Origin of the sequence: Rothia sp. HMSC061E04 (genome assembly GCF_001813685.1) — a bacterium.
GTDB lineage: Bacteria > Actinomycetota > Actinomycetes > Actinomycetales > Micrococcaceae > Rothia > Rothia mucilaginosa.
The window spans coordinates 46721-72307 of the sequence record NZ_KV813698.1 but is presented as its reverse complement, the minus strand read 5'-3'; the positions used below and the strand labels follow the sequence as shown (position 1 = coordinate 72307).

Genomic DNA, 25587 nt, shown 5'->3' with positions numbered 1-25587 from the left:
CGGCATTTAGCTAGAACCCGTACAACAAAACCGCCGGATAGCCTCCCTAACTGGGAGCCTATCCGGCGGTTTGTGCATCTGCGCTGACCCTACACAGCCGGGCTATAACACCGGCACATGCAGGCTCAAGCTACTACTTGGTGCGGTTCTTCAGGTAGTAGTCAATCAGCGAAGCGGTCGAAGAATCCTGACGAGCCAGAACCTCACGGTCACCCTCAATAGCGGGAACCAGGTCCAGTGCCAGCTTCTTACCGAGCTCAACGCCCCACTGGTCGAAGGAGTCAATGCCCCAAACAACACCCTGAACGAAAGTGATGTGCTCGTACAGGGCAATCAGGGAACCCAGAACGCGCGGGGTCAGGCGCGGCGCCATGATGGAGGTGGAGGGGCGGTTACCGCTGAAGATACGTGCGTTGACCACGTGCTCTGCGGTGCCCTCTGCACGAACCTCTTCCTCGGTCTTGCCGAACGCCAGAGCCTGAGACTGTGCGAAGAAGTTAGCCAGGAACAGCTCGTGAACGTCCTGCTCGCCGTCCTTGGTCGGGTGGACCGGGTTAGCGAAGGCAAGGAAGTCCGCGGGGATCAAGCGGGTACCCTGGTGGATCAGCTGGTAGAAAGCGTGCTGGCCGTTAGTGCCGGGCTCGCCCCAGAACACTTCACCGGTTGCGTAGTTGACGAAGGAGCCGTCCGCGCGAACGGACTTGCCGTTGGACTCCATGGTCAGCTGCTGCAGGTATGCGGGGAAGCGGTGCAGGTACTGGTCGTAGGGCAGAACCGCGTGGGTCTCAGCACCCAGGAAGTTCACGTTCCAGATGTTCAGCAGACCCATCAGAACGGGTACGTTCTGAGCCAGGGGAGCGGTGCGGAAGTGCTCATCCATTGCGTGGAAGCCAGCGAGGAATTCAGCGAAAACCTTCGGGCCGAAAACGATAGCCAGGGAGGTACCAATAGCGGAGTCTACAGAGTAGCGGCCGCCAACCCAGTCCCAGAAGCCGAAAGCGTTCTCGGGGTCAATGCCGAATGCTGCAACCTTATCCAGTGCGGTGGAGACAGCCACGAAGTGCTTAGCCACAGCCTCGGATGCTTCCTTACCTTCCAGAGCGCCAGCCTCAGCCAGTGCGGACAGCAGCCACTCGCGTGCCACGCGCGCGTTGGTCAGGGTTTCGAGGGTGCCGAAAGTCTTGGACGCGACAATGAACAGGGTGGTCTCGGGGTCCAGGCCGGAAACCTTCTCAGCCACATCGGTGGGGTCAATGTTGGAGATGAAGCGTGCGGTGATACCTGCATCAGCGTAGGGCTTGAGAGCCTCGTACACCATGACCGGGCCCAGGTCGGAGCCACCGATACCGATGTTCACAACGGTCTCGATGCGCTTGCCGGTGATGCCGGTCCACTTGCCGTTGCGCACGCGCTCAGCGAATGCGTAGATCTTCTTCAGCACGGCGTGAACGTCTGCGTCTACGTCCTGGCCGTCAACGGTCAGTGCAGGGGTGTAACCCTCGGGGCGGCGCAGTGCGGTGTGCAGTACTGCGCGGTCTTCGGTGACGTTAATGTGCTCGCCGGAGAACATTGCCTCGCGAGCCTGCTCCAGCTTGACCTCTTCAGCGAGCTTGACCAGCAGCTCGACGGTTTCGGGGGTAATCAGGTTCTTGGACAGGTCGACGTGCAGTTCGTCGGCGGTGAAGCTGAGCTTCTGCGCGCGTTCCGGGTCAGCGGCAAACCATTCGCGCAGGTTCGGGGTGAGGGACTTGTGATGAGCGGACAGAGCGGACCACGCGGAGGTGGTCGTAGGGTCAATAGAAGTAGTCATGCTCCCATTCTCTTATTTTCGGGGTTCTCTGTCACCTCTTTCGAGAGTGATATGGGACGATACGGCGAAAAATCGAAACCTGGCACTGCTGTGAGCGGCACAGAAACGAGGTAGTAATTCGAAGAAAACGAATAGGATGACGTGCCTTGTCGGGCGCGTATCCGTCGGCAAAGGGAATGGTCCACAAAGGGAGTGGGGAAAGCCCACAATCCTTGAAGTTTCAATTTAAAGAAAGTTATACTGACGGGAATAGTGCCTGGATTTAAGAAACACACATGGGCGACATTCTCTCATCGCTCCTCCACGCACTAATAGTGAGGTTCTCCGCCCGGTACGACCTTTGGGGCGGAGTGCCGCCTCAAACTCTCAAACACAACACTCAGGACAATCAAATATGGCATTTAACCTTTTCAAGGGGATTCGTGTGCCCAAAAATGGTCAGAATCCTCCCTATGAATCTTTCCTGGAAAGTCGTGGCTTCCGCCCCGATTTTCGCCAAGTATGCTGATCGTGGTGCCTACCTGATTGACCTGAAGGACGTGTACTGCCCCGACGGTAAGTGCTCGGTTCTGCATGGCAACGTGTACATGTACGCTGACTCGAACCACCTGACGAATGTCTACGAGGCAACCCTCACCGATATCGTCTACGAGCGTGCCTTTGCCGCTGGCTGGGACCCGAAGGGAATCACCCGCAAGTAAGCAATCCGTTTGGCTAATTCGCATAATGTGTTGACTGTAAAGTCCTCTTCCGCCGCGTGCGGGAGGGGACTTTGCTGCGCTTTGTAGGCTTTCGTGGATTTTGGACGAGCAAGGGGGTTTGGCTAGGAAGGGGATGCGGGTTTTAGTTTTGCCAGGCGAGCGGTTGCCGCGCGTGGGCTGTTTGAACGGAATGGAGCTGAGCAGAGTAGAGTAAAACCTATGACTTCTTCACCTGAACACACACCCGCTGACGCTTACGCACCGCGCTACCTGCTCATTTCTTGCGAAGGGGAAACCCTCCTCAACGATGACGGAACCCTGCACTACCTGACCGGTAACGATACTGCCGAGCCGCTGACCGAAGAGGCTATCCTTGCGTGCAGTGTGATCCGCCCCGCCGCCTACGGTGCTGATGCCCAGAAGAATAGTGAGGCAGAGGTGCACGTGCTCTACTGTGAGGACGAAACCCTCGCGCAGGTCGCCGCCGACCTGAACGACCCTCGGGTGCGCGCCTCCACCAGTGGTTTCCGCTACTACCCGGTCCACGATGACCCGGAAGGCCGCGCCCACTACGCCACCGCCCTGGCACGCCGCGACTACCTCATCGATATGCGCTACTCCGCCTACAGTGGCGAGGAGGCGCCCCTCGGCTCCAAGGGCATCCGCCGCACCGCCTCCGGCGAGATGGTGTTCCCCCGCATTGAACCTGCCGTCATGGCGCTGGTGACTAGTCGCGACGGTGAGCGCGTGCTACTGGCGAATAACCGCCAGTGGCACCCCAACCGTTTCGCCCTCATCGCCGGTTTCGTTGACCCCGGCGAAAACCTTGAAGAGGCAATTGCCCGCGAAGTCTACGAAGAGACCGGTCTGCACGCCCTCAGTACCGAGTACCGTATGAGTGATGTGTGGCCTTTCCCGCGTTCGCTCATGATTTGCTACCGGGTGCGCGTGGATGAGAACGAAACCATCATCCATCACGACGGTGAGATTCGTGCCGCCCGCTGGTTTACCGCGGCTGAGTTGCGTGAGGCGATTGCTATTTCGGAGGAGCGCGGTAACAGCGACGAGGACGACCCCGCCAAGCTGGAGCTGCCCGGCACGAACGCTGTCGCCCGCCGCATGATTGATGAGTGGCTCGCAGAAAAGCCCTAGTGATACACTGGTAGCTAAGCCCAACGGAGGGGGGTCGGTTTTGGCGTGCCCGGAAACGCTCTCATTGCAGAGCGGCTCCACCGGCAAACACTCCAACCGGCAAACACCCCCAGATATCTATCTGAAGGTACTGCCCCGTGACCCCCGCGCTGTCTAGAGCGCACCCGCTGGCAAGACTATCCCCTAGATTTAAGCGAGAAACTTAACGCATGTCTGAAAACACCGCTTCGCGCCCCGACCTTCGCAATGTGGCCATCGTGGCACACGTTGACCACGGCAAGACCACCATCGTCGACGCGATGCTGCAGCAGACCCACGCCTTCTCTGCCCACGCAGATGTTGAAGACCGAGTCATGGACTCCGGCGACCTCGAAAAGGAAAAGGGCATCACCATTCTGGCGAAGAACACCACCGTGTTCTACAACGGCCCTTCCGCCAACGGTGAGACCATCACCATTAACGTTATTGACACCCCCGGCCACGCCGACTTCGGTGGCGAGGTGGAGCGCGGCCTGTCCATGGTTGACGGCGTTGTGCTGCTCGTGGACGCATCCGAAGGTCCGCTGCCCCAGACCCGCTTCGTGCTGCGTAAGGCACTGGCTGCTAAGCTGCCCGTGATCCTCGTGGTGAACAAGGTTGACCGCCCCGACTCCCGTATCGACGAGGTCGTTGGCGAGTCCATGGACCTGCTGCTCGGCCTGGCATCTGACCTGGCGGACGAGGTTCCCGACCTGGACCTGGACGCTGTGCTGAACGTTCCGGTAGTGTACGCATCCGGTAAGGCTGGCGCTGCATCCCTGAACCAGCCCGCAGACGGCCAGCTGCCCGACAACGACGACCTGGAGCCGCTGTTCAAGACCATCATCGAGCACGTGCCCGCCCCCACCTACGACCCCAACGAGGTTCTGCAGGCACACGTGACCAACCTGGACTCCTCCCCGTTCCTGGGTCGTCTGGCGCTGGTCCGTATCTTCAACGGCACCCTGAAGAAGGGTCAGACCGTTGCATGGGCACGTCACGACGGTGAAATCAAGAACGTCCGTATCTCCGAGCTGCTGGCTACCAAGGCTCTTGAGCGTGTTCCCGCAGAGTCCGCTGGCCCCGGCGAAATCGTCGCAGTGGCAGGTATCGAGGACATCACCATTGGTGAAACCCTCACCGACGCTGAGAACCCCAAGCCCCTGCCGCTGATCAAGGTGGACGATCCCGCGATCTCCATGACCATCGGTATTAACACCTCCCCGCTGGCTGGCCGCGTTAAGGGCGCAAAGGTCACCGCACGTCAGGTGAAGGACCGCCTGGACCGCGAGCTGATCGGTAACGTGTCCATCAAGGTTCTGCCCACCCAGCGTCCGGACGCGTGGGAAGTTCAGGGCCGTGGCGAGCTCGCCCTGGCTATCCTCGTGGAGCAGATGCGCCGCGAAGGCTTCGAGCTGACCGTGGGTAAGCCCCAGGTGGTTACCAAGACCATCGACGGCAAGGTCTACGAGCCCATGGAGCACATGATTATTGACGTGCCCGAGGAGCACCTGGGTGCTGTCACCCAGCTGATGGCTGCACGTAAGGGCCGCATGGAGAACATGTCGAACCACGGTACCGGTTGGGTCCGTATGGAGTTCGCTGTTCCCGCACGTGGTCTGATTGGTTTCCGTACTCAGTTCCTGACTGAGACCCGCGGTGCCGGTATTTCTTCCTCCTACTCGATTGAGCACGAGCCCTGGGCTGGCGACATTGAGTACCGCACCAACGGTTCGCTGATCGCTGACCGTGCCGGCGTGGTGACCCCCTACGCAATGATTAACCTGCAGGAGCGTGGCACCTTCTTCGTGGAGCCCACCTCTGAGGTGTATGAGGGCATGATCGTTGGTATGAACTCCCGTGCAGACGACATGGAAGTTAACATCACCAAGGAAAAGAAGCTGACCAACATGCGTTCTTCGACCGCGGACAACTTCGAAAACCTGACCCCGCCGAAGAAGCTGACCCTGGAAGAGTGCCTGGAATTCGCTCGCGAAGACGAGTGCGTTGAGGTGACCCCCGAGGCGATTCGTATCCGCAAGGTCATCCTGGATTCCAACGAGCGTGTCCGCGAGTTCCGCCGCCGCGCCCGCGCGAACTAGTACAGCGCGAACTGATAGCGCGTTAGCGACTCACCTGCTGTAGCGGGTGCTGTCGTTGCCCGAGCGCTGTTGTTGTTCAAGAGCCGCCGCTACCTTCCATATGGAAGGTGGCGGCGGTTCTGTTTACCCACCGTTTAACCACCCCGATCCGTTCGGGAAATAACGGCGGGGCGGCGGGAGGGAAGGGGGAGGAGAGCCGGGCGCTTCTGCTTTCTGCCTAAAACTGCTTTCGAAAAGCCTGAACACCCCGTGCTGTACATGCGAGTGTGTAAGATAAAATAATGCGCCTGCGCGGTGGCGGCACCTGTCCGCGACTCAACGTTTGCTGATCAACGATGTAAATTGCCGGCGCGCTTTGACCGTCCAAGAAACCCAACCCTGCGTATGAGAGGGAAAGCCTGTGTCTGAAACCGAGAACACTCAGCCTGATTCTGCGACCCCCAGCTACCCCACGCAGGGTGAGAGCATCGCCCCCAGCTCGCGTCGCGACCTGCTACCGAATAACTACGATGCGAAGAAGGCGCGCATCCTGTTTGTGCATGCACACCCGGACGACGAAACCTCCTCGACCGGCGCGACCATGGCGTACTATGCGCAGAAGGGCGCGGAGGTGTACCTGCTGACCGCTACCCGCGGTGAGTTGGGTGAGGTTATCCCCGAGGAGCTACATCACCTGGAGGTCGGTAAGCCCGGCTGCCGTGATAACGGTGAGGCGCTGGGTGAGTACCGCACCGGTGAGCTTGCCGGCGCTATCAAGGCGCTGGGCGTGAAGAAGCAGTTCTTCCTGGGTCAGGAACCCGCCGTCGCGGAGGGCGCGCTGCCGTTGTACCGTGACTCCGGCATGGCGTGGGGCCCGGAGGGTAAGCCCGTCGCCAACCCGGTGGCGGCGGAGGATTCGTTGACCGCGCAGCCGCTGGAACCGCAGGCTCAGGCGCTGGTTGCCGCTATCCGTGCCCTCACCCCGGATGTTCTGGTCACCTACGATTCGGGCGGCGGCTACGGCCACCCCGACCACGTGCGCGTGTACGAGATTGTGCACCGTGCCCTGCAGATCCTTGAAGACGACGAGGACCGCCCGATTCTCACCTGGGGTATTGAGGGTGAGTTCGATGCGGCTGATCAGCGCCTGCAGGCGGCAATTTACGGTGACGGTACCGCCAAGCGTGAGGCAATGGAGGCGCACCGCACCCAGATTACGGTGGTGGACGAGAAGACTTTTGAGTACTCGAATAAGGTGCCGCAGAAGATTTCTGCCGTGGAGACTTTCCGTGTGCTCGACGGTGATTCGACCGCGACCGTGCACCCGAAGCCGCAGGAGGCGGGCCTGGTGGCGGGCGTTCTGACCGGCTCGATTCTGGGTATTTTTGCCGGTATTGCCGGGTCAATCTACCACGCTTGGGTCGTGTACGCGGGGGATACCGCTCTGCCCCTCGGCTTGCTGGTGGCGTACCTGACGGTTTTCTTTACCGCCCTGTGGTGTGCCCTGTCATTGCGTCGCGGCTACGCGGCGGCTGTCGTGGCTGTTGCGGTGTTCGTGACTGTGTACGTGCTTGGTTATGGTCGCCCCGATTCGCCGTTTGTTCTGGTGAACCCGGGCCATTCGGCGATTGGCTTGTACGGTGCCCTGTGGTGGTTTGGCGCCCCGGTTGCGGCGATGCTGGGCATGCTCGTGTACACGCGCGCTCGCGTGAAGGACGCGCAGTATTTCTCGCCGCGTGCGGCGCATCAGCGTGCGCGCGCCTAGAAGTAGCCTGAAGGCTATTACTATGTCATAACGTGGGGGAGGGGCGTTCCGGCTAGCCGGAACGCCCCTCCTGCTGTTTTTGGGTGCTACACCGCTGCTGTCTTCTAAACCCGCCGGATAGAGGGTAATAGGGAAGAAAATTTATGCGTTATTCGGTGAATTTAGCGGGGTGGAAATAGTGGTGACTTCATCAAAAAATTCATGTGACGAAGATTTCATTTTTGGCTTAATCTATTTTTAAAAGCCAGCCGACTAGTCATAATGTAAATAAATACCAGGTCAGCCTAGCCTAAAAAATACCCCCGCAAACCCAATGACCCACTGTCTGATACACCACGAAAATACTGTTAAACAGTCAGCGCGCGATAGACTATACACAGACTTCCCCGCCGGGTACCAACCACTCGGCGGTTTATTCTGTAGATTTTGCCCTGCAGCAGACGACCCGCAGAACGGCGGGCACGGGGCGAAAAGCTTCTAGAAAGGCACACCAATGACCTACGTAATCGCGCTTCCCTGCGTGGATGTCAAAGACCGCGCATGCGTTGAAGAATGCCCCGTCGACTGCATCTACGAAGGCGAACGCACCCTGTACATCCACCCCGATGAGTGCGTGGACTGCGGCGCCTGCGAGCCCGTCTGCCCCGTAGAAGCAATCTACTACGAAGACGACGTCCCCGAAGAGTGGACCGAATACGTCAGCGCCAACGCAGACTTCTTCGACGACCTGGGTTCCCCCGGCGGCGCAGCAAAGCTCGGCCCCACCGGCAAGGACGTGCCCTTCATCGCGGCACTGCCCCCTCGTGGTGAGTAGTAGCCTGCGGCTAATAATAGGTACAACCGCATAGACTGCCCGCACCCGCTAACGGGTGCCAAGAGCCTCCATCACAGCACCCGGTGCCCACGCACCGTCTAGGCGCTGGAATGGAGGCTTTTGCTGTAGGCACGCCAGCGCCCGGACGCTAGACTAAAATGACGAAAACTATTCCCAAGCAACCAGGTGACACAATGACTTACGGCCTGAACCTGCCCGAATACCCCTGGGAGGCGCTCGCCCCCTACCGCGCAACCGCGGCCGCCCACCCGGACGGTCCGGTGGACCTGTCCATCGGCACCCCGGTCGACCCGACCCCGCAGAATATTCGTGAGGCGCTGGCGGCCGCCTCCGACGCACCCGGCTACCCGACCACCCACGGCACCCCCGCCCTGCGTGAGGCTATTGCCGAGTGGTTTGCGCGCCGCCGCGGCGTGACCGGTCTGAGCCTGGAGGCGATCATGCCCACGGTCGGTTCGAAGGAGCTCGTGGCGTGGCTGCCGTTCCTGCTGGGTCTGGGCCCGGGCGATGTGGTCGTGTACCCGCGCGTTGCGTACCCCACCTACGATATGGGTGCCCGCTTTGCCCGCGCCGAGTCCCTGCCCGCCGACAGCCTGGACGAGCTGGACGCTGACACCCGCAGCCGCGTGAAGCTGATTTGGGTGAACTCCCCGGCGAACCCGAACGGTGTGGTGCGTACCGTGGAGCAGCTGCGTGAGATTGTGGCACAGGCGCGTGAAATCGGTGCCGTGGTGGCATCTGACGAATGCTACGCGGAGCTCGGTTGGGGTGCCTGGGATGAGGCACGCGGCGGTCAGCCGGTGCCGTCCATCCTGGATCCTCGCGTGTGCGATGGTGACTTCACCGGCCTGTTTGCGGTGTACTCGCTGTCGAAGCAGTCGAACCTCGCCGGTTACCGTGCCGCGTTCATTGCCGGTGCCCCCGAGCTGATGCCGAACCTGATCAATAGCCGCAAGCACGCCGGCATGATTGTGCCCGCCCCCGTGCAGGCTGCCATGATGGTGGCGCTGGCTGATGAGGCGCACGTGGCGGCGCAGAAGGACCTGTACCGTGCCCGCCGCGAGGTACTGCAGGAGGCGATTGCCGCCGCCGGTGGCCGCATTGAGAATTCTGAGGCTGGCCTGTACCTGTGGACCACCTTCGGTGAGTCCACCTGGGATTCGATTGGTCGCCTGGCGGAGCTGGGTATTATTGCTGGCCCCGGCGTGTTCTACGGTGAGGACGGCGAAGACTACGTGCGCATCGCTCTGACCGCCTCTGATGAGGCGGTGGCGAAGGCTGCTGAGCGTCTGAAGGCATCTGCATCTAAGTAACGTTGCCGCTAAGTAGTCCCGACAGGCATGTAGTCCCGACGGGTCTAACTAGCCCGCATAGCAGAAAGCCCCCGCACCCTCCCGAAAGGGGAGTGCGGGGGCTTTGCCGTATCTGCTGATTGTCGTTGGCCGAGGGGCCCGAACGAGAAGGGCTACTTGCGGTCGCCGGGCAGAACGAACATCTGAACGGTCGGCGGGTTCGGGTTATCCAACGCATCCGGAATCAGGTTTCGGGTCACCTTCGCGGAGGTGCGCGACGCCAGCCTGTCCGTAATGCCGGTTGCTACAGCCGTCAGAACAAAGTTCACCGTTACGAAGAGTGCCGCCGCCAGAATCAGGGTCTGCAGCACGTTGCCGTCACCGGAACCGATGCGGCGCGCCGAGGCGAGTAGCTCCGGGTAGGAGATGATGTAACCGAGTGCGGTGTCCTTCAGAATCACCACGAACTGGCTGAGCATCGAGGGCATCATTGCGGTGAACGCCTGCGGAAGCAGAATCCGAATCAGCGTCTGGGTCGGGGTCAGACCGATCGCAAGACCCGCCTCGCCCTGACCGCGAGGAAGCTGCTTCACGCCCGAACGCAGCAGCTCAGCAATCACCGAACCGTTGTACAGGGTCAGACCAATGACCACGGCGATGAAGGGCAGCTGAGCAGGCGGAAGACCGCTGTACTTGCCCAAAAAGAGCCAGAAGAAGATCATCATGATCAGCACCGGCACGGCGCGGAAGAACTCCACCACCACGGTGCCGAACCAGCGGATAACGCGGTACTGGGAGAGTCGAGCAATACCGAAGACCACACCGAACGCAACCGAGGTAACCACCGACACCGCTGCCGCCGACAGGGTCGAGGCGAGACCCGGCAGGTAGTAGGAACTCCAGGCGCGGGCGGTGAACAGATCAGTCCACTTTTCTGCCTCCAGCTGCCCCTTCTGACCCATCACGGTCAGCACATACACCGCAAATAGCGCGAAAAGGACTACCGCAGCAATGTTGAAGATGCGGATACGACGCTGCGCAATAGGACCCGGCTCATCGAAAAGCACCGAAGAAGCGGTGCGGGTGTCATTACTGATAAAAGGGTTTTTCATCGCTTCACCGCCAGCTTACGGGATGACCAGGTGGTCAACGCACCAATGGGAACAACAATGATGACGAAGCCCAACGCAAACATGATGAAGATAGCGAGCACCATGTTCGCGTCGAACTCAATCATGGATTTCATCAGCCCGGAGGCCTCAGCCACCGACGCGACCGAGGCGACAGTGCTGTTCTTCGTCAACGCAATCAGAGTATTGCCGAGCGGGGTAATGGCACCGCGTAGAGCCTGAGGGAAAATCACCAGGCGGGCGGTATCGAAGAAACCCAGACCGATAGCGCGTGCCGCCTCAGCCTGACCCTTCGGCACGGTGTTCACACCCGAACGGATCGCCTCGCAAATAAACGCCGAATGGTAAATCGACAGGGCAATGACCGCGTACACGAAGAAGTTCGTGTCGAAATCGTGCGAGAAAGAGAGCTGGAACTGCGTCCACACACCCAAAATGGCGAAAGTCATCATGATGGTGAGCGGAGTATTACGGACAGTGTGCACATAGGCGGTGCCCACCCAGCGCAGGGACGGGACGGGGCTGATGCGCATGAGCGCCAGCACGGTACCGATGACGAAGGAGCCAATAGCCGCCCAGAAGGTCAGCTGAATATTGGTCATGAAGGCACCAACCACATCGTACTTGGACAGGAGGGTGCCGAGTTGGTCAAAGAATGACATTCGTGAACCTCTCTAGAAGGCCTAGGCGCAGGAGGTGCCCAGGTGCGGCGGGTTGGTTTCGGTGTTGTAGTGGTAGCCGGTACCTTCGGTGTACTTGGTGATGAGCTTCTCCCAGGTACCGTCGGCAACCATCTCGTTGATGACGTTGTTCACGGCTTCGCACTTGTCGGTGCCCTTGGGCAGGCCCACGCCGTAGCGTTCGGTCGTGAAGGGGGAGCCGATCACTTTCAGCTTGCCCTTGTTCGCTTTGGTGGCTGCCAGACCGGCGAGGGTTATGTTGTCGGTGGTGACGGCGTCCACCACACCGCCGTTGAGGGCGACCACGCAGTCGGAGTAGCTGTTCTGCTTGACCAGGTTCACGTTCTTGGCGAACTTGTCCTGCACTTTCTGGGCGCTGGTGGAGCCGGTGACGGAGCAGAGGTTCTTGCCGTTGAGGTCGTTGGGGCCGTGAATATCGGTGTTATCGGCACGCACGAGCAGGTCCTGACCAGCCGTGTAGTAGGGGCCGGCGAAGTCCACGGTCTTCTTGCGGCTTTCAGAGATGGAGTAGGTCGCAAAAATCATGTCTACCTGACCGGTGTTGAGCATGTTTTCGCGGTTAGCGGCGGGGGATTCGACGAACTCAATCTGCTCTTCGGAGTAGCCGAGCTTGCCGGCGACGTAGCGTGCCACCTCCACATCGAAACCGGTGTAGGTGTTGCCGTCCTGGTAACCGAGGCCGGGCTGGTCTACTTTGATGCCGATGCGGATCTTGTGGTCGATGTCTGCGCTGGAGCATCCGGCGAGGACGCCGGTCAGAGCGAGGGATGCTGCCGCGGCGAGTGCCGCGAGCTTGCGTGAATATTTTTGCATGGTGGTCCCTCTGCTTCAGTGGTTGATGATCTTGGAGAGGAAGTCCTTGGCGCGCTCGCTCTTCGGGTTGGTGAAGAACTCGTCCGGGTGCGCCTCTTCGACGATCTCGCCGTCGGCAAGGAAGACGATGCGGTCTGCAGCCTTGCGGGCAAAACCCATTTCGTGGGTCACCACGATCATGGTCATGCCCTCCCTCGCGAGGGAGACCATGGTGTCGAGCACTTCGTTGACCATTTCGGGGTCGAGCGCGCTGGTGGGTTCGTCGAAGAGCATGACCTTAGGTCTCATGGCGAGTGCGCGGGCGATGGCGACGCGCTGCTGCTGACCACCGGAAAGCTCTGCGGGCATCTTGTGCACCTGGGAATCCACGCCGACTTTCGCGAGCAGGTTCATGGCTTCTGCTTCTGCCTCTGACTTGGATATCTTGCGGATTCGGCGGGGTCCAAGGGTTACGTTATCGAGGATGTTCTTGTGCGCGAAGAGGTTGTATGACTGGAAGACCATGCCGACTTCGGCGCGGAGCTTGGCGAGGGCGCGGCCTTCTTCGGGTAGTTCTTGTCCGTCAATGGTGATGGACCCGCTGGTGATGGTTTCGAGGCGGTTAATGGTTCGGCAGAGGGTGGATTTGCCGGAACCGGAGGGGCCGAGGAGGACGACGACCTCACCTTTTCCCACGGAAAGATTGATGTTCTTCAGAACGTGGTTGGTGCCGTAGTACTTGTTGACGTTGGTGATTTCGATGAGGTTTTTCTGCGCTTCGGGAGCTGCCTGTGCGGACATTTTGAACCCTTTCACGTGAGGTGCGTCTATGATGCGGGTTGTCTGTATGCTGAGTTTTCAGCTTACGCCTCAGGCGGTTTCCTGTCTGCAAAATATTCACTTTACTGTGTAAGCAATGTGAATTTTTAAGCATGAATGCATAGTTATAGTATTTTTGACGTAAAAATATGGGTAAAAAACACCTCATCTTCATAAAAGGCTCTGACTAGGGAATATATTCTGCCCTTTCTCTACGCACTCACGAGGTGTCAAACGTCTTTAGGGAGGTAGTCACGACTTGGTAAAAATTTCGAAAAAAGCGTAAAAAAGTGCCCGATAGGTGAGATAACACCTATCAGGCACTCTTCAACACCCCTCACAAGGGGCTAAAACAGCTTAGGCTTCGTAACCGTTGGGGTTGTTCTTCTGCCAGTTCCAGTGGTCGCGAACCATGGTCTTAATGTCGCGGCTAGCGCTCCAACCCAGATCCGCCAGAGCAGAGGAAGGATCAGCGTAAGAGACCGCAACGTCACCGGGGCGACGATCCACAATCTTGTACGGCAGCTCCTTACCGCACGCCTCCTCGAACGCGTGCAGAACCTGCAGAACCGAGTAGCCGTTACCGGTACCCAGGTTCCAGGTGTGCAGACCGCCGTGCTGGGTAATGTAATCCAGCGCCTTCAGGTGACCGTCAGCCAGGTCAACCACGTGGATGTAGTCGCGCACGCCGGTACCGTCAACGGTCGGGTAGTCGTTACCGAAGACGTTCAGGTACTCGCGGCGACCCACAGCAACCTGCGCGATGAAGGGCACCAGGTTGTTCGGGATGCCCGCCGGGTCCTCACCAATACGGCCGGACTCGTGCGCACCAACGGGGTTGAAGTAACGCAGCAGAGCAATGTTCCACTTGGAGTCGGAAGCAGCCAGGTCAACCAGCATGTCCTCGATGTGCTCCTTGGTGCGGCCGTAGCAGGACTGCGCATCCATGTTCATCTTCTCGATCAGAGGCATGGACTCGGGCTCACCGTACACGGTAGCGGAGGAGGAGAACACGATGGAGTGGCAGTCAGCCTCGTCCATTGCGTACAGCAGGTTCAGGGTGCCAGCCACGTTGGTCTGGTAGTACCACAGCGGCTTCTCAGCGGACTCGCCCACAGCCTTCAGGCCCGCAAAGTGAATCACAGCGTCGGGGCGAACCTGCTTGAAGAGAGCCTTCATGCCTTCGAGGTCGAGCAGGTCAACCTTGTGGAACTCGGGGGCGCGGCCAGCGAGTTCAGCGACGCGCTTGAGGGACTCCTCGGAAGAGTTCGCGAGGTTATCCATGACGACGACGTCGTGGCCTGCCTTGAGCAGTTCAAGTACAGTGTGGGAGCCGATGTAGCCGGCGCCGCCGGTAACGAGTACCTTCATGATGTCCTTTCGGGCTTTATCTATCCGGAAAAAGTGCTCCGGATGGGGGACAAAAGCTGTTGAGCTGTATCTAATGGTACAGCCGTGCATGCGGTGTAAGTACTGCGGAACACTGTGCGCTTGTGCACTCTGATGTGAGCACGTGGGAGGCGTTATTGAGGTGTGTTGCCACTCGCCCCCACCTCGCTGTATAGCTTGCGTCTAATCCCACCAGAAATACCACTGGCGGCTCTGGTGAATAAACTCCGTCAGCTGCTCAAAATCCTCAAATACCTGGAACGGAAGATCGGAACAAAATGCGAATTGCTCGACCGCCAGATTCTTCGCCTCGACCGGGTCGGTGACGGGGCGTTCCACCAGAAACTCTAGGCAGTCAGCACCGTCAAGAGCCGCCGGGATGGCACCGTACTTTTCACGCCAGTAGTGGGTGAACGCCAGCTGCGTTTCAGCGCCCGGGCAGTCATTCCAGCCGCCGAAGGGCAGGTACGCGGGAATATCGGCGGGGTCATCGGTCGGAACCTGCAGCAGGAGCATCTCGCCTTGATCCTCCTCATCCGCAAGCTCGTAGCAGAGCAGAGCAGAAAGAGTCGGGGCGTCAGCTTCGGGCTCCTCATCGGGAAGAAAATCGGAGCTCATAAACTCGTTAACAAGCTCGTTGAGGTTGAAGTCGTCAGAGCCCTCCTCGTGAGCATCTTCGCCGTCACCGGCAACCCGGCGCAGCTGCTGGGCAATGACGGCGCTACCGTACTCTTCGGCGGAGGCGCCACCACGGGCGGTACGGTAACGCTGCAGGACAGCACGAGTGTAGGCGCTCACCTGCTCGGGGGTTAGAGTCTCAACATCGTCAATGATGTCGTGCTCAAGGGATACCGCAATGACCATGCTTTCAAGCACCGTATCGTTTAGGTTCAGGAAGAAGGGGACGAACCCCTGCGCGCGCCCCAGCTGAGCCAACTCATCGTAACGAGCCATGGCATCAGTAGCAGGAGCGCCCACCGCAATACGCTCGTGCGGGTAGGGAAGAGGCGCGTAAAGTGCCGGTAGGTTTCGCTCATCGTCGACTCTGGCTTAGTTGATTCGGGCATCTGAGTTCCTCTCTGAACTATACAGGTGGTCAGTCATGGCGGGTGCGCTGTACCCGGTACTACCAGCCTAGCGAAAACCCGAGCATCCCGCCCTGAAAACGGTCATCGTAGCCGTCGCGGATTCGCGCCCAGCCTGTAAGAGCGACGAAGAGAGAACACAGGGCGCAGAAAAGGGGTCGGGATGCTTCACGCGTCCCGACCCCTAAAGTTCACTGGCCGATTCCCAACGTTCGCAAGGGCAACCAGAGCTAGTCCAGACCCAGCACTAGTTCAGGTGCAGTGCCTCGTTCAGCTCCACGGTGTTCTTCGCACGCGGCAGAACCTCAATCGCGCCGCTGATCGAATTGCGGCGGAACAGCAGGTTCGACACGCCGGACAGCTCCGCAGCCTTCACTACGCGCGCCTCCTGACCGGGCAACAGAACACTCACGCGCGAACCGGCGGTCACATACAGGCCAGCCTCAACCACGCAGTCATCACCCAGGGCAATACCGATACCGGACTCCGCACCCAGCAGGGAACGCTCACCAATGGACACGCGCTGAGTGCCGCCGCCGGAAAGCGTACCCATCGTGGAGGCGCCGCCACCCACATCCGAGCCGTCGCCCACCACAACGCCCTGAGAAATACGCCCCTCAACCATGGAGGTGCCCAGGGTGCCGGCGTTGAAGTTCACGAAGCCCTCGTGCATCACGGTCGTGCCGGACGCCAGGTGCGCGCCCAGGCGCAGACGGTCACCGTCGCCAATGCGCACACCGGCGGGAACCACGTAATCCACCAGGCGCGGGAACTTATCAATGTGGCTCACGCTCAGGTGGCCCAGCTTGCGCAGACCAATCGCCAGCTTCTGGAACTCGGCGGCAAGCACCGGGCCGTGGTTAGTCCACGCAACATTCGCCAGGGTACCGAACAGGCCGTCCAGGTTCAGCTCGTTGGGGCGAACCAGAGTGTGAGAGAGCAGGTGCAGACGCAGGTACGCGTCGACTGCGTCTTCGGGTGCCTCATCCAGGTTGATGGAGGCGGTACGCACCTCGGTACGGGCGTTGCGCGCAGGGTGCTCAACGGCCAGGTCCTCCAGCTCGTCCGCGATGGACAGGTCGGGGGTCTGGGTGAGGGAGGGGGCGGGGAACCAAGCATCCAGGACGGTGCCGGCGTGCTCGCCAGAGACAACAACATTGACCAGTGCAACGCCGGAGGCGTAACGGGGAGTGTTTTCAGACATGCCTCCCATTATAGTTTTGGGGGTTAGAGCCCCTTCAAGACCGTCTCATATGCTCGATATGGAAGTTGCGGGCGCGGGTGTGTGTACCGGGGAACCTGTAAGGTGGAAGGATGAGCGTTTCCCCGAATATTTCTGAGCGTCACCCTGTACCGCAGCCGCCCCTGAACCTGGACGTGTCCATGCCCGAGCTGACCCGTGCCCTGCTGGATTACGAGTCGGTTTCCGGCAATGAGCAGCCAATTGCTGACGCCGTGCACATGGCGCTGTCGTTCTGCCCGCACCTACGGCTGACCCGTGACGGAGACGCCATTATCGCCCGCACCGAGTTCCCGCCGCTACCCGGCGCTGAGGACGAGCGCACCCGCATTATTCTCGCCGGTCACCTGGATACCGTGCCCCTGCCCACCGTTGCGGGCTCGCTGGGTACCGTGCCGTCCACGGTGCGTGAAGAAGAGGAGGGGTATGTGCTCTACGGTCGCGGCGCCACCGACATGAAGGGCGGCGTGGCGGTTCAGCTGAAGCTCGCCGCCGAACTGACCGCGCAAGACACCGACTACAACCTGACCTACATCTTCTACGACAACGAAGAGGTCGCCAGCGAGCTCTCCGGCCTGGCGCGTCTGATTCGCAACCACGGCGAGCTCATCACTGACGCAGACTTCGGTGTGCTGCTTGAACCGACCAACGGCACCATTGAGGGCGGCTGCAACGGCACCATGCGTTTCTTCGTGCGCACCCGCGGCCTCGCCGCCCACTCGGGACGTGCATGGCGCGGCGAGAACGCAATTCACGCCCTGGCGCCGGCGTTGGTGGCGCTCGCCTCCTACGAACCGAAAACTATTGCGGTGGAGGGCCTGGATTACCGTGAGGGCCTGAACGCGGTGCAGATTGCTGGTGGCGTTGCCGGTAACATGATTCCTGATGCGGCGGCAATGCACGTGAACTACCGGTTCGCGCCCGATAAGACCCTGGATGAGGCGGTCGCCCACGTGCGTGAGGTCTTCGCCGGATACGAGCTGGACTTTGTGGATCTTTCCCCGGCGGCACGCCCCGGCCTGGACACCCCGCTGGCAGCTTCCCTGATTGAGGCGGTGGGGCAGGAGCCTCAGCCGAAGTACGGTTGGACGGACGTGGCGCGCCTGAGCGAGATCGGTATTCCCGCCGTGAACTTCGGCCCCGGTGATGCCCTGCTGGCTCACACCGATAATGAGCACGTGAGCTTTAGTCAGCTGACCCGCTGCCACGCGGATTTGCGTGCCTGGCTACTCAGCGACCGTGACGAGGACTAGTCGCGGCGCTAACTCTGGTTGGTGCTGATTCTGCCGGTGCTGGCGCTACTATTTGAATTTAGGTGACCGTCAGGGGTTGACGGTCCTGCATGATATGAGATTGACATGAACTTTCTTCTGATTCTGCTTGCCCTGCTGATTTCGGGCATTGCGGTGCTCTCCGTTGTGGCGCTCTCCGGTGAGCGTGCCGTGCCCGGTGCCGCGTTCTTCAGCGGTGTGGGCCGTGACGGTCTGGGCACCTTCGACCGTGTGGAGGATTTCGGCTTTATCGCTCCTCTCGTCGGTGCACCCGAAGATAACAAGGCACTCGAGAACGCACCCGCCGCGGAGGCAGCCGCTTCTACCACAGAATCTGCTGATGCTAACGTCGCTGCCGCTGAGCCGGTTCGCCGCAGTGCGGTTCCCCTGTCTGATGATGCGGAGAGCACCTTGAGCGCGCATGACTTTGTGGAGAAGCGAAAGAACCCGCAGGCTGAGGGTGTTCCTTCGGTGGCTGAGGGGAGCTAGCGCCGGTGAGTGTTCCTTCTCAGCACACTAGTCCTGTTCCGCCTGCCCGCGCTGACTCTGCCCCTCGCACCGCCTCCACGAAGGAGCAGGGCGAATCCTTTGATGAGCTTCTGACCTGGGCGTACACCGCCGCCGGTGAGCGCCTGTACCGAATCGGGCAGCGTCTGCGTGCCCTGCCCGCGTGGCTGTCGGTGCTGCTGATTTATGGCCTGTCCCGCGTGTGGGGCTTCGTGGTGTTTGCCGTGGTCGGTCAGCAGCAGTTGCGCAGCCCGTGGGGTCAGCACCTGGATTATTTGTCGTTCATTAGCATCTGGGATGCCGGCTGGTATGAGCAGATTGCGGTACAGGGCTACCCGAGTGAGCTGCCGGTGAACGCGGCGGGTGTGGTGCAGCAGAATCAGTGGGCGTTTTACCCGATTTTTCCGCAGCTTTCCGGTGCTATTAGCCATGCGACGGGCATCGGGTACTACCCGGTGGCGGCGACGGTTGCTCTGCTTGCCGGTTTCGCGGCGGCGTGGGTGATTTACCTGCTGTTTGAGGCGTCGTTGAAGGCGACCGGTTTCAAGAGCGAGGAGTCGCCTTCTGCGCTGTCCATGTGGGCTGTGGCGTTGGTGTCGTTCTTGCCGGTGGCACCGGTGCTTCAGGTGCCGTATGCGGAGTCGCTGAACTTGGTGTTCCTTGCCGGTGCGCTGTTGTGCCTGGTGCAGGGACGCTACGGCCTGCTGGTTCCTGTGGCGGCGTTGGCGTGCCTGTCCCGTCCGGTGGGTGTGCCTCTGGGCGCGGCTGCTGGCCTGTGGTGGTTTGTGTGCTGGGTGCGTTCGAGCCGCCGGTCCGGTATCGGCACGGCGTTTGTGCGTCATTTGGGGCAGCTGATGAGCGCCTTGGTGGTGTGTGCGTGTGCGCTGGTGTGGCCTGCTATTGCGTGGTGGGCTACGGGTCGTGTGGATGCGTACACCGCCACGGAGACGGCGTGGCGCGGTACCCATTTGGCGCCGATTCAGCCGTGGCTTTCGCAAGGTTACCTGTACTTTGGCTATGCGGCTCCGGTGCTGCTGACCCTGCTGATTTTGGGCTTTATTGCTCTGTGTTTGAGCCCGCTGGCGCGTAGGGTTTTGGCGGCTCCGCTGAACCTGTGGTGTCTGAGCTATTTTGCGTATTTGATTCTGTTTTTGAATCCGCAGTCCTCGACGTTCCGTCTGTTGTTGCCGTTGTTCCCGCTGGTGATTGTGGTGGCGGCGGCGAGCCGTTCGCGGGCGTATCGTTGGGCGCTGTTGGTGGCGGGTGCGTGTGCGCAGTGGGGCTGGGTGGGCTGGCTGTGGCATTGGAAGCAGCTCCCCGGCGGTGGAGATTACCCGCCGTAAACCGCTGATTCTTTCCAACAGGTGCTTGAGACCGCCGGTGTGCTGCCGGCGGTCTTTTGCGTTCGGGAGGCGGGCGTGCCTGCGGCTGGAGCCGCAGCGTTTTAACCCGGCGGTGGAGATTATCCGCCGTAAACCGAATATCGTGACTGGAGACCGCCGGTGTGCTGCCGGCGGTCTTTTGCGTTCGGGAGGCGGGCGTGCCTGCGGCTGGAGCCGCAGCGTTTTAACCCGGCGGTGGAGATTATCCGCCGTAAACCGCTGAATCTATTCAACGGATGTTTGAGACCGCCGGTGTGCTGCCGGCGGTCTTTTGCGTTCTTAGCCGTGGGCGCAATGCCCCTCCGCGGTGCTGTAGCGTACACCTTCTGCTTGTCCAGAGCTTAAAGACACGTCCAGAAAGCGCCGCGGGTTCGGCGGTGCTGGCTCGGAACTGATAATCTATATTCTGTGTTTGGTATTAGTGGCACCGAGTTTATTATTTTGGCCGTTATCACGTTCTTTGTGATCGGTCCCGAACGCATGCCCGAATACGCCCGACAGATCCGTGAATTCGTCAAGACCGTGCGCCGTATGGCGTTCGATGCGAAGGACGACTTCAAGGAAGCCCTGGGCGAGACGGGTCTGGAAGATATTAACTGGCGCCAGTACGACCCCCGCCAGTACGATCCGCGCGTGATTGTGAAGCAGGCATTCGCTGAGGATGACGCCGAGCGTGCGCGTGAGGCAAGGGAACGTGAAGAGGCGCTGCTGAAGGAGAAGGAAAAGGCTGAGAGCCGTGCTCTTCCGCGAGGCGCATACGCCCCCTTCGACGTGGACGCCACCTAAGATTTTGAATAGATAAGAACCCCGCACCGTGATGGTGCGGGGTTCTTTCTGTTCTCAGCTGTCTGGTTGTCAGCTTCTAGATGCTTGGTCTTAGACGGCGACATCTCTAGACGGCTAGATCTCTAAACGAAGAGCGGCAGGCTCTGACCCGCCCTCGACTCGCCCGACTGCAGCAGCTGCGAGGCGATGGACTGAATCTCTTCGGCGGTGGGGGAGTTCGGGTGGCTCCAGACCACCGGGGTGCCCTCGTCGCCGCCGGTACGCAGGTTCACATCCAGCGGGACAGAACCGAGCAGCGGTACCGGATAGGAGAGCGCCTCCGAAAGACGCTCAGCGAGCACCTGACCGCCGCCAGAACCGAACATATCGAGCACGGTACCGTCCGGCAGGGTCATGGCAGCCATGTTCTCCACCACGCCCACGACCTTCTGACCGGTCTGCAAGCTCAGGGTGCCGGCACGCTCCGCCACATCCACCGCGGCGTGCTGCGGGGTGGAAATGAGTACCAGCTCCGCATTCGGCAGCAGCTGAGCCATGGAGATGGCAATATCGCCGGTGCCGGGCGGCAAATCGAGCAGCAGCACATCCAGGGCGCCGAAGTGCACGTCCATGATGAACTGCTCCAGGGCACGGTGCAACATGGGGCCGCGCCACGCCACCGGCTCGTTGCCCTTGAGGAACATGCCGATAGAAATCACGCGAATAAAGCCGCCGCTGACCTTTTGCTCACCCCAACGCTGGGCGGGGGCGGGAACGTCCACGGTTGGCGGAAGAATCAGGTCATCCAGGCGGGTCGGGGCGTCGGCAATACCCAGCAGACCCGGAATCGAGAAGCCGTGCACATCCGCGTCAATAATGCCCACCGCAAGCCCGCGTGAAGCGAACGCGGCGGCAAGATTCGCGGTCATGGAGGACTTGCCCACACCGCCCTTACCGGACACCACACCGAACACGCGGGTCAGCGAACCGGGCGCGGTAAACGGGTTGGAACGCTCCGGCTTGAGCATCGAACGCAGGGCAGAACGCTGCTGCGGGTTCATCGCACCCACCTGCAGTTGCACACGCTCGATACCCTCAACGGTGGCGGCGGCGTCACGAACCTGCTGCTCGATGGTGTTCTTCAGCGGGCAACCCTCAATAGTGAGCAGCACCGTGACCTCAGCCCAGTGGCGGCCGGGAATCGGCTCACCGTGCTCATCCAGTTCAGGATGTACGAGCGCAGTCTCCACCATGCCCAGCTCCGTAATGGGGCGGCGCAGTTCGGGGTCCTCGACGCGGGTGAGTGCCGCGTAGAGCGCATCCTGCAGGGGTGAATTAGCGGTCACGGGCGCCTCCTTCACGGGTGCGCTCTGCCTGCTGCTGTGCCTGCTGGGATTCGCGGCTCTGAGGCTGGCTCAAATCGCCTCGGCGGGGATCCTGCGCGGAGTCCTTTGCAGAGCGTTCAGCATTGTCAGAAGACTTCTCGGTACCGTTCTCGGTGCCCTCAGAATCCTGCTCCTCAGCGTCCTTTTCCTCGCCCTCGGAGATATCGATATCGTCGATAGCCTCCTCCAGGTCCTCAATGTCCTCACTGATGTCCTGCAGCTGCTCGGCGTGACGCTCCTGCTCCTGCGCAATGTTCTGCAGTTCCTCAAGAATGTCACGCAGCTCGCTACGGACGAAGTCACGGGTCGCAACCTCACGCAGAGCAATACGCAGCGAAGCGATCTCGCGGGTCAGGTACTGGGTCTCCTCCAGGTTCTGCTGATCACGCTTACGGTCCTCAGACGCGACCACGCGGTCGCGGTCATCCTGACGGTTCTGCGCCAACAGCAGCAGGGGAGCCGCGTAAGAAGCCTGCAGGGACAGCATCAGGGTCAGCAAGGTGAAGTTCAGGCTACGCGGGTCGAACTGCATCTCCTCCGGCGCCAGGGAGTTCCAGGCAAGCCACACGCCACAGAAAATGGTCATCCACATCAAAAACTGCGGGGTACCCATGTAGCGCGCAAAACCCTCGGTCATGCGGCCGAAAGCGTCCGGGTTGGGGCTCGAGAACAGCTTCGGCTTGCGGGTGCCGGGGGTGCTCAGCTGCGAGTCGCTACGCTGCGGGCGGGAGTCGCCGCGCTCGCGGTTGCGTTCAGCGTACTTCTTCTCCAGGCGGTCCTTGAGGATGCGCGCCTTATCGATGCGGGGGTTCTCTTCGGTACGGTTTGCGTCGCGGCGGTTCGAATCAGGCAAAGCGTCGTCCTACCTTTCGTACGGGAGTTCCATCATCGTAAGTGCGCCAGTCTTCGGGCAGGAGCGCATCGAGCACGTCGTCGATGGTCACTGCGCCTACCAGGCGGTGCGATTCGTTCACAATGGGAACGATGGTCAGGTCATAGGTCGCCAGCACGCGTGCCAGCTCTTCCAAACTTGCCTGGTCAGAGACAGGCTCAGTGTCGGTATCGAGGATGTGACCAATCGGCTCACTCGGCGGCACACGCAGCAACTTCTGCATGTGCACCAGACCCAGGTACTTGCCGGTCGGCGTTTCCAGGGGCGGGCGGGTCACCATGACGGCAGCCGCCATCGCCGGAGGGATCTCCTCGGCGCGGATGTGCGCGAGCGCCTCCGCAACGGTCGCCTCCGGGGAGAGGATGATCGGCACCGGGTTCATGAGCGAACCAGCGGTACCCTCGTCATATTCGAGCAGTCGACGCACGTCGTCTGCTTCGTCGGGTTCCATGAGTTCGAGCAGCTTTTCACGCTGGGCGTCGTCCAGCTCGATGAGAAGGTCGGCGGCGTCGTCCGGTTCCATCTCTTCGAGGACCTGCGCGGCACGCTCGTCGTCCAGGTGCGAGAGAATCTGCACCTGGTCCTCGGCGGGCAGCTCCTGCAGAACGTCCGCGAGGCGTTCATCCTGCAGCTCGGCGGCGATTTCGACCATGCGCTTATCGCTCATCTCGTGGATAGCATCCGCAAGGTCGGCGGGCTTGGAGTTCTCGTGGTTCGCCACGAACGCGGTTGCCGCCTGCGGTTCCACATCGGTGGAGAGCACCGCTTCGTCCCAGTCGACGATCAGGGTCTCCTTGGAGCGGCGGCGCCACGTGCTGGAGGAGGAGCTGACGCGGGAAACGAACAGCTCGGTCACGCCCCAGTCGCCGTTGCGGCGCTGCTCAATGGCGACGTCCTCAATGACGGCATCGCCGCTGCCGTCGAGCAGGCGCACGCGGCGGTCAAAGAGCTCACCAACGATAAGAGTCTCAGAGTTGCGCTGCTCAAAGCGGCGCAGGTTCACCAAGCCGGTTGAAATGATCTGTGAAGCGTCGATACTTCGCACACGGGTCATGGGCATGAACACGCGTTTCTTGCCAAGCACCTCAACGATGATGCCGACAACAATGGGTTCGCTGCCCTTGGCGGGGCGGGCGCCCGCAATGGACGCGCCCAGGCCGCGTTTGAGCACGACGACATCGCGGAGACGGCCGAGGCGGTCACCGAAGGGGTCAAAAACGTCGAGGCCCAAAAGGCGGGCAATGTAAATCTTGCTGGGGGTGCTGAACTTCGAATTGCTCACCTCTCTAGGGTACGCCCCGCCGCGGGGATTCGCACTTTGAGAAGCCTAATTGAACAGGTGTTCGCTACGCCTGTAGAAGAGCAGACTGCCCACCGGGTCCAGGGTTAGGGCGGGCGGTAGAATAGGAGCCATGACTTCTAACCTGCCGAATATTCCCTCGACCCCGCCTTCTTCGTACTTGGCCTCGCGCCTGGCGCAGGCTCAGGGCAAGCCCCTGCCCGCCGGTGAGGCGGTTGCCTCCTTCGTTCGTCACGATGATGCGCTCGCCGCTTTTGACGTGCTCAGCGAGCAGGATTATCCGGTCACGGCGCTGTACCTGGTCAATGACGGTATCCGCCAGGTGGAGTACCCGGTGCAGCCCGGTTATGGTCGTGCCCTGATTTCTGCGACGATTCAGGGTGCGTCGATGGGCCTGGTGTTTTCGGTGCTGTTGACGCTGACCGGTGACTCTTTTACGTCGGTGGCGCTAAGGTACGTGCCGCTGTCGGTGGCTGTGTTTGTGCTGTGGCAGATGTATATTCTTCGTCGTAATCGCGGTATTCGTTACCCGATGCGTACCGAGGCGATTCCCTCGCGTACCGTGATGTACGCTCTGCCGGAGTACGCTCAGGATGCGCGCCGCGTGCTGGGTGCGCACCCTCGCTTCTCGGCGGCGGTTGCGGCTGCGCGTGCGGCGGCAGCCCCGGAGGCTTCGCAGGCGCGTGCCGCTCAGAGCACCGTCTCGATGAATGGCGCACCGGTTCCGACCGGTGCGCCGAAGGCTCCCTCGTACCGTGCGCAGGCGGGTAGCCAGCCGGCGCCGAACCAGAACCTTCCCGAGCATGATACGACCGCGCAGAACGCGATTGCTCAGAGCGCGGCGCAGAACATGCCCGCACCGGTTGCCCCCGCACAGTCCGCTCAGTCTGCACAGTCTGCTGAACAGGCAGATACTGACCAGGCGACCGCCCAGAAGTCAGATACGCAGAAGCGCCCGGCGCAGCGGTACGGTCTGCGCGTGGACGACCCGGAAGAATACGCGAAGCTGATTCAGCCCAAGCCGCAGCGTCCGACCCCGCGCCCGCAGGGCCTGCACTATAAGTCCTCCCACGATAAGTCCTCCCACGATAAGTCCTCCCACGATAAGTCCTCGCAGGAGTCCGAATAACCGAATCTGCAACGGCGGTAGCCGCCCATCACGGCGGGAAACAGGCATAGAAGACAGCTCTTAGAAGACACAAGAAAGCCCCTCACCGAACGAATCGGTGAGGGGCTTTCCCTATAAGACGTTACTAACGTAACTGGGGGGGGGGG

The 25587-nt window shown here is 60.7% G+C and carries 22 protein-coding genes; 11 read left to right on the top strand and 11 right to left on the bottom strand.

Translation table 11 applies throughout. The annotated features are described in order from the left end of the window. Positions 1–133: 133 nt before the first annotated feature. Positions 134–1810, bottom strand: a complete 1677-nt coding sequence (gene pgi, locus HMPREF2927_RS03145) for a glucose-6-phosphate isomerase (RefSeq protein WP_070685431.1) — start codon at positions 1808–1810, stop codon at positions 134–136. A 473-nt stretch (positions 1811–2283) separates the two neighbouring features. Between pgi and HMPREF2927_RS03140 the strand changes: the two genes are divergently transcribed. The 6 genes from HMPREF2927_RS03140 (at position 2284) to dapC (ending at position 9675) form a co-directional block, all read left to right on the top strand. Further along, positions 2284–2511 (top strand): SGNH hydrolase domain-containing protein, encoded by a 228-nt coding sequence (locus HMPREF2927_RS03140; protein ID WP_210399822.1) that lies wholly within the window; start codon positions 2284–2286, stop codon positions 2509–2511. 219 nt (positions 2512–2730) lie between these two features. Next, positions 2731–3663, top strand: a complete 933-nt coding sequence (locus HMPREF2927_RS03135) for an NAD(+) diphosphatase (RefSeq protein WP_070685427.1) — start codon at positions 2731–2733, stop codon at positions 3661–3663. A gap of 209 nt (positions 3664–3872) precedes the next feature. Beyond that, entirely contained in the window at positions 3873–5783 is a 1911-nt protein-coding gene (typA, locus tag HMPREF2927_RS03130) for a translational GTPase TypA (RefSeq protein ID WP_060824490.1), read from the top strand. A 400-nt stretch (positions 5784–6183) separates the two neighbouring features. After that, entirely contained in the window at positions 6184–7527 is a 1344-nt protein-coding gene (locus HMPREF2927_RS03125) for a PIG-L family deacetylase (protein WP_070685424.1), read from the top strand. 493 nt (positions 7528–8020) lie between these two features. Further along, a complete protein-coding gene (gene fdxA / locus HMPREF2927_RS03120; RefSeq protein ID WP_049354209.1) occupies positions 8021–8341 on the top strand; it encodes a ferredoxin in 321 nt (106 codons plus the stop codon). A 194-nt stretch (positions 8342–8535) separates the two neighbouring features. Further along, on the top strand, positions 8536–9675 hold the full coding sequence (gene dapC, locus HMPREF2927_RS03115; protein ID WP_070685421.1) for a succinyldiaminopimelate transaminase: 1140 nt from the start codon (positions 8536–8538) through the stop codon (positions 9673–9675). Between the two features lie 152 nt (positions 9676–9827). Here dapC and HMPREF2927_RS03110 read toward each other — a convergent pair whose 3' ends face one another. From HMPREF2927_RS03110 to dapD, 7 genes are all read right to left on the bottom strand, one after another. Next, positions 9828–10766 (bottom strand): amino acid ABC transporter permease, encoded by a 939-nt coding sequence (locus HMPREF2927_RS03110; protein ID WP_070685417.1) that lies wholly within the window; start codon positions 10764–10766, stop codon positions 9828–9830. Then, on the bottom strand, positions 10763–11446 hold the full coding sequence (locus HMPREF2927_RS03105; protein ID WP_070685415.1) for an amino acid ABC transporter permease: 684 nt from the start codon (positions 11444–11446) through the stop codon (positions 10763–10765). Before HMPREF2927_RS03105 ends, HMPREF2927_RS03110 begins: the two co-directional genes overlap by 4 nt. A gap of 21 nt (positions 11447–11467) precedes the next feature. Continuing rightward, positions 11468–12298 (bottom strand): glutamate ABC transporter substrate-binding protein, encoded by an 831-nt coding sequence (locus HMPREF2927_RS03100; RefSeq protein ID WP_070685413.1) that lies wholly within the window; start codon positions 12296–12298, stop codon positions 11468–11470. A gap of 15 nt (positions 12299–12313) precedes the next feature. Continuing rightward, positions 12314–13078, bottom strand: coding sequence for an amino acid ABC transporter ATP-binding protein (locus tag HMPREF2927_RS03095; RefSeq protein ID WP_070685411.1), 765 nt, complete (start codon positions 13076–13078; stop codon positions 12314–12316). 375 nt (positions 13079–13453) lie between these two features. Continuing rightward, positions 13454–14467: a UDP-glucose 4-epimerase GalE gene (gene galE / locus HMPREF2927_RS03090; RefSeq protein ID WP_070685409.1), complete on the bottom strand. Its 1014-nt coding sequence runs from the start codon at positions 14465–14467 to the stop codon at positions 13454–13456. Between the two features lie 201 nt (positions 14468–14668). Further along, positions 14669–15463 carry a DUF4253 domain-containing protein gene (locus HMPREF2927_RS03085; protein WP_246827343.1) on the bottom strand — a complete coding sequence of 265 codons (795 nt, stop codon included), beginning with the start codon at positions 15461–15463 and terminating at the stop codon, positions 14669–14671. A gap of 354 nt (positions 15464–15817) precedes the next feature. Next, the gene (dapD, locus tag HMPREF2927_RS03080; protein WP_005505235.1) at positions 15818–16783 is read right to left on the bottom strand and encodes a 2,3,4,5-tetrahydropyridine-2,6-dicarboxylate N-succinyltransferase; all 966 of its coding nucleotides are present in this window, start codon (positions 16781–16783) and stop codon (positions 15818–15820) included. 101 nt (positions 16784–16884) lie between these two features. On the opposite strand from dapD, the gene dapE reads away from it, so the two are divergent. The 4 genes from dapE (at position 16885) to HMPREF2927_RS03060 (ending at position 20756) form a co-directional block, all read left to right on the top strand. Beyond that, a complete protein-coding gene (dapE, locus tag HMPREF2927_RS03075) occupies positions 16885–18063 on the top strand; it encodes a succinyl-diaminopimelate desuccinylase (RefSeq protein WP_070685407.1) in 1179 nt (392 codons plus the stop codon). A gap of 105 nt (positions 18064–18168) precedes the next feature. Further along, positions 18169–18570: a taurine ABC transporter substrate-binding protein gene (locus tag HMPREF2927_RS03070; protein ID WP_070685404.1), complete on the top strand. Its 402-nt coding sequence runs from the start codon at positions 18169–18171 to the stop codon at positions 18568–18570. 5 nt (positions 18571–18575) lie between these two features. Then, on the top strand, positions 18576–19931 hold the full coding sequence (locus HMPREF2927_RS03065) for a hypothetical protein (protein ID WP_049361784.1): 1356 nt from the start codon (positions 18576–18578) through the stop codon (positions 19929–19931). 447 nt (positions 19932–20378) lie between these two features. Beyond that, positions 20379–20756, top strand: coding sequence for a twin-arginine translocase TatA/TatE family subunit (locus HMPREF2927_RS03060; protein ID WP_070685402.1), 378 nt, complete (start codon positions 20379–20381; stop codon positions 20754–20756). Positions 20757–20878: 122 nt separating this feature from the next. Here the strand turns inward: HMPREF2927_RS03060 and HMPREF2927_RS03055 are convergent, their stop codons facing one another. The 3 genes from HMPREF2927_RS03055 to HMPREF2927_RS03045 are packed head-to-tail and all read right to left on the bottom strand — an operon-like array spanning position 20879 to position 24294. Beyond that, positions 20879–22081, bottom strand: a complete 1203-nt coding sequence (locus HMPREF2927_RS03055) for a P-loop NTPase (RefSeq protein ID WP_070685400.1) — start codon at positions 22079–22081, stop codon at positions 20879–20881. Beyond that, positions 22071–22973 carry a DUF1003 domain-containing protein gene (locus tag HMPREF2927_RS03050; RefSeq protein ID WP_070685398.1) on the bottom strand — a complete coding sequence of 301 codons (903 nt, stop codon included), beginning with the start codon at positions 22971–22973 and terminating at the stop codon, positions 22071–22073. Before HMPREF2927_RS03050 ends, HMPREF2927_RS03055 begins: the two co-directional genes overlap by 11 nt. Continuing rightward, positions 22966–24294 carry a magnesium transporter MgtE N-terminal domain-containing protein gene (locus tag HMPREF2927_RS03045; protein WP_005508498.1) on the bottom strand — a complete coding sequence of 443 codons (1329 nt, stop codon included), beginning with the start codon at positions 24292–24294 and terminating at the stop codon, positions 22966–22968. Before HMPREF2927_RS03045 ends, HMPREF2927_RS03050 begins: the two co-directional genes overlap by 8 nt. Positions 24295–24424: 130 nt before the next feature. On the opposite strand from HMPREF2927_RS03045, the gene HMPREF2927_RS03040 reads away from it, so the two are divergent. Further along, complete coding sequence (locus HMPREF2927_RS03040; protein ID WP_070685396.1) at positions 24425–25441, top strand: hypothetical protein; 1017 nt, start codon at positions 24425–24427, stop codon at positions 25439–25441. Positions 25442–25587: the final 146 nt, after the last annotated feature.

What these genes read in the sequence shown, in the direction of transcription:
- pgi (WP_070685431.1), bottom strand. Translation starts at nt 1,810, where the DNA reads ATGACTACTTCTATTGACCCTACGACCACCTCCGCGTGGTCCGCTCTG.
- HMPREF2927_RS03135 (WP_070685427.1), top strand. Translation starts at nt 2,731, where the DNA reads ATGACTTCTTCACCTGAACACACACCCGCTGACGCTTACGCACCGCGC.
- typA (WP_060824490.1), top strand. Translation starts at nt 3,873, where the DNA reads ATGTCTGAAAACACCGCTTCGCGCCCCGACCTTCGCAATGTGGCCATC.
- fdxA (WP_049354209.1), top strand. Translation starts at nt 8,021, where the DNA reads ATGACCTACGTAATCGCGCTTCCCTGCGTGGATGTCAAAGACCGCGCA.
- dapC (WP_070685421.1), top strand. Translation starts at nt 8,536, where the DNA reads ATGACTTACGGCCTGAACCTGCCCGAATACCCCTGGGAGGCGCTCGCC.
- HMPREF2927_RS03110 (WP_070685417.1), bottom strand. Translation starts at nt 10,766, where the DNA reads ATGAAAAACCCTTTTATCAGTAATGACACCCGCACCGCTTCTTCGGTG.
- HMPREF2927_RS03105 (WP_070685415.1), bottom strand. Translation starts at nt 11,446, where the DNA reads ATGTCATTCTTTGACCAACTCGGCACCCTCCTGTCCAAGTACGATGTG.
- HMPREF2927_RS03100 (WP_070685413.1), bottom strand. Translation starts at nt 12,298, where the DNA reads ATGCAAAAATATTCACGCAAGCTCGCGGCACTCGCCGCGGCAGCATCC.
- HMPREF2927_RS03095 (WP_070685411.1), bottom strand. Translation starts at nt 13,078, where the DNA reads ATGTCCGCACAGGCAGCTCCCGAAGCGCAGAAAAACCTCATCGAAATC.
- galE (WP_070685409.1), bottom strand. Translation starts at nt 14,467, where the DNA reads ATGAAGGTACTCGTTACCGGCGGCGCCGGCTACATCGGCTCCCACACT.
- dapD (WP_005505235.1), bottom strand. Translation starts at nt 16,783, where the DNA reads ATGGGAGGCATGTCTGAAAACACTCCCCGTTACGCCTCCGGCGTTGCA.
- dapE (WP_070685407.1), top strand. Translation starts at nt 16,885, where the DNA reads ATGAGCGTTTCCCCGAATATTTCTGAGCGTCACCCTGTACCGCAGCCG.
- HMPREF2927_RS03070 (WP_070685404.1), top strand. Translation starts at nt 18,169, where the DNA reads ATGAACTTTCTTCTGATTCTGCTTGCCCTGCTGATTTCGGGCATTGCG.
- HMPREF2927_RS03040 (WP_070685396.1), top strand. Translation starts at nt 24,425, where the DNA reads ATGACTTCTAACCTGCCGAATATTCCCTCGACCCCGCCTTCTTCGTAC.